Here is a 2601-nt window from a genome sequence, read left to right on the forward strand (position 1 = left end):
TTTCTGAACGTTTTGGAAAGGTATTGCAGAAAAGACAATCTACTACGATTAACCGCAATGATACTTCTACCTCCATATCTACGCAGTTAGATAGTTTGATTCCTGCCAGCAAAATATCCAATCTTACCCAAGGGATGTTTGTAGGAGCTGTTTCTGATAATTTTGACGAGCGTATCGAGCAGAAGATATTCCACGCTCAGATAATAGTGGATAATGAGAAAGTAGCTGCTGAGGCCAAAGCCTACCAGAAAATCCCCGAAGTTCTCTCCTTTACTGATGCCTACGGCAACGATACCACCAAAGAACAAGTAGAAGCCAATTATCGCCAGATAAAGTTAGATGTCATTGAAATCATTGAACGCGAAAAAGAACGCATCGCCAACGACCCTGAGCTAAGGCATTTGGTGGAAAAGGAAGGGGAAGAAAAAAATACATAATTTAGTTGCTTTATTCTCAAAACAACACATGTTTGTTCTTTACTAGTGGTGCGTTGATTTTTTCAAAACTCTTGTAAGTGATTGATATTTAGTTTTTTATAAAGATTTTTTCTTTCAGCGATTTGAATTTATATTTTATACTGAAATTGATATAATTTATTGACATATAGCTATTTATATAATAGTAATTTTTGGTATAATGGACAAAAATGTTGCTTTTTTTGGGTACATAGCTTCTAATGGACAAAAGTGTTGCTCTTTTTTAGACAGGTATTTGGATAATACAAAAACTACCTTACCTTTGCCCTATCTGTATAAACGGAAATAGGCTCTGCTGGGGAGCAACCTATCAGGGATAATACAGATGCTATACAAAATGTTAATATGAGGGAGCTTGTAATAAGGCTCCCTCTTTTTATTAATATTTTGGCAGCCCTATGCCTTTAAAAACCCATCAATAAATTTCTTTTTCCTTTCCAAAGACAAACCATTATGATTCCTTAGTTTATTCTTTAAGTCCGCAAAATGACCATCTATTGCATTCGTTGTATTGGGAATATTTAGTTCTATTTTATTATACCAAGTAAAGAGCCATGATAAGTTGTTTTTCAAGCTTCTATAGGCGCTTCTTAGCCTTTTATGTGTATAATGTGTTCTGCCTGTCAATGGATTAATACTCCTCTCTTTGAGAAAATCTCCCCATTTTTCATGCCATAATCCTAAAATCCCTTCAAATGATTCTTTGTCTGTATTAGTCAATAAATTCACTACTTTCATTAGTTCTTGCGCAGCAGGGAGTTTAGGATTCTTGGTTAAATATCTGATAATAATTGCCTTTTGATGGAATTGACACATTTGAACAGGAATATCATTAAAAGACTGTAATAGTCCTTTTCTTCCATCGCAAACAATTGCTATAACTTCAAAACCTTTGCTTATAAGTTCTTGAATTCCTTTTATATACAAAGCATTCGTTTCATTTTTCACATAGTACTTTAGAAGGTTCTCTTTAGTTATTGCATCTTTAAAAAGCATAACGCCAAACTCTCTTCCCCAATAAGTTGTATCCATCAGAACGATCACCTTTCGGGCTGTTTTAAGCTGTTTCTTGACAGAATAATTATCTAACTTTCTTTGGATTGTTCTTATAGAACACCTATATTTTTCAGCTAATTGAGCATAAGTCTGTTTACCTTTGACATACTCTTCCCAAAGTAAATCTTCATCTATATTCAATTGCCTCTTGGCTAAAAAAGTCTTTCCACAGGCATAACACTTGTATCGTTGAACACCCTCTTTAGTGCCATTTTTCTTAGTTATTTTGCTACCACAGTAAAAGCAAATTTTTTATTCATCTTTTCAAATAGCTGCAAAGGTAGATAAAATAAGGGATTGAACAACTTTCGAGCAACATTTTTGTCCATTAAGCCTAATTTTACTTTTCTCTACTTTGTAGTCTAGACTCCATTCAGTACCATAATATATTCCTCTCAATATACTAATCCTATCTCCCATGCTTTCATATCCATTCTTTATAAGAACTTCTTCTGCTTGTTTTACCAAAGAAATGAGTTCTTTAAAATTTTTAGCTGGTTTTGAAATATTACATGTACAACTATTATTTTGACTAAGAGGAAATTTTATAGGTTCATAAGCCCCTACAATGGTTTGAGGGCTTGTCCATTCATTTTTACCACCTGCACTGAAAGTTAAATCACCTCCAAAGGTATGAAATTCTATATCTCCATCACTTGAGATGTTCATTGTTCCTTTTACAATTCTTGTTCTCATAGTATTATCTTTTAGCTTTGATTATTATATTCTCCACTCTTCTTTTTAAGAGAGGTAGCAGAATTTACTTTCATATTGTTAGAGCTATCTACAATAGTCTCTTTCGCTGTATATTGGCTTCCTCCTTTTGAATGGCTATTTAGATCCCCCTCAATCACCTCTGTTAAAGCACCATTTACATATACAAACATATCTCCACCAATATCACTTCTCTTAGCCATTCCTGCTGTTTCAGTGATATTTACATTGGCATCCAAATCAATGCTATCACTTGCTTTTAAGTTGATGTTCTTAGCCGTGATATTAATAGTCTCAGGAGCAGAAATCTCAATGTTTTTTCCTTGAGTATCTAACTTAATCACATTGCCATTCT

At 33.7% G+C, this 2601-nt stretch carries 3 protein-coding genes and 1 pseudogene; 1 reads left to right on the forward strand and 3 read right to left on the reverse strand.

Going from position 1 to position 2601, the window contains the following annotated elements:
- Positions 1 to 437: pseudogene (locus HMPREF1551_RS07960) on the forward strand (conjugal transfer protein TraG); the annotation flags it as partial.
- 435 nt (positions 438 to 872) lie between these two features.
- On the opposite strand, the gene HMPREF1551_RS07965 reads toward HMPREF1551_RS07960, so the two are convergent.
- The 3 genes from HMPREF1551_RS07965 to HMPREF1551_RS14000 all read right to left on the reverse strand — a co-directional run.
- Positions 873 to 1673, reverse strand: coding sequence for a hypothetical protein (locus HMPREF1551_RS07965; RefSeq protein ID WP_021628581.1), 801 nt, complete (start codon positions 1671 to 1673; stop codon positions 873 to 875).
- A 123-nt stretch (positions 1674 to 1796) separates the two neighbouring features.
- Positions 1797 to 2228, reverse strand: coding sequence for a hypothetical protein (locus HMPREF1551_RS07970; RefSeq protein ID WP_021628582.1), 432 nt, complete (start codon positions 2226 to 2228; stop codon positions 1797 to 1799).
- 11 nt (positions 2229 to 2239) lie between these two features.
- On the reverse strand, positions 2240 to 2601 hold a 362-nt coding region (locus HMPREF1551_RS14000; protein WP_021628583.1), incomplete at its 5' end, for a hypothetical protein.

This window comes from Capnocytophaga sp. oral taxon 863 str. F0517, assembly GCF_000466425.1.
GTDB lineage: Bacteria > Bacteroidota > Bacteroidia > Flavobacteriales > Flavobacteriaceae > Capnocytophaga.

Coding starts and splice junctions, on each gene's coding strand:
- HMPREF1551_RS07970 (WP_021628582.1), bottom strand. CDS start 2,228: ATGAGAACAAGAATTGTAAAAGGAACAATGAACATCTCAAGTGATGGA.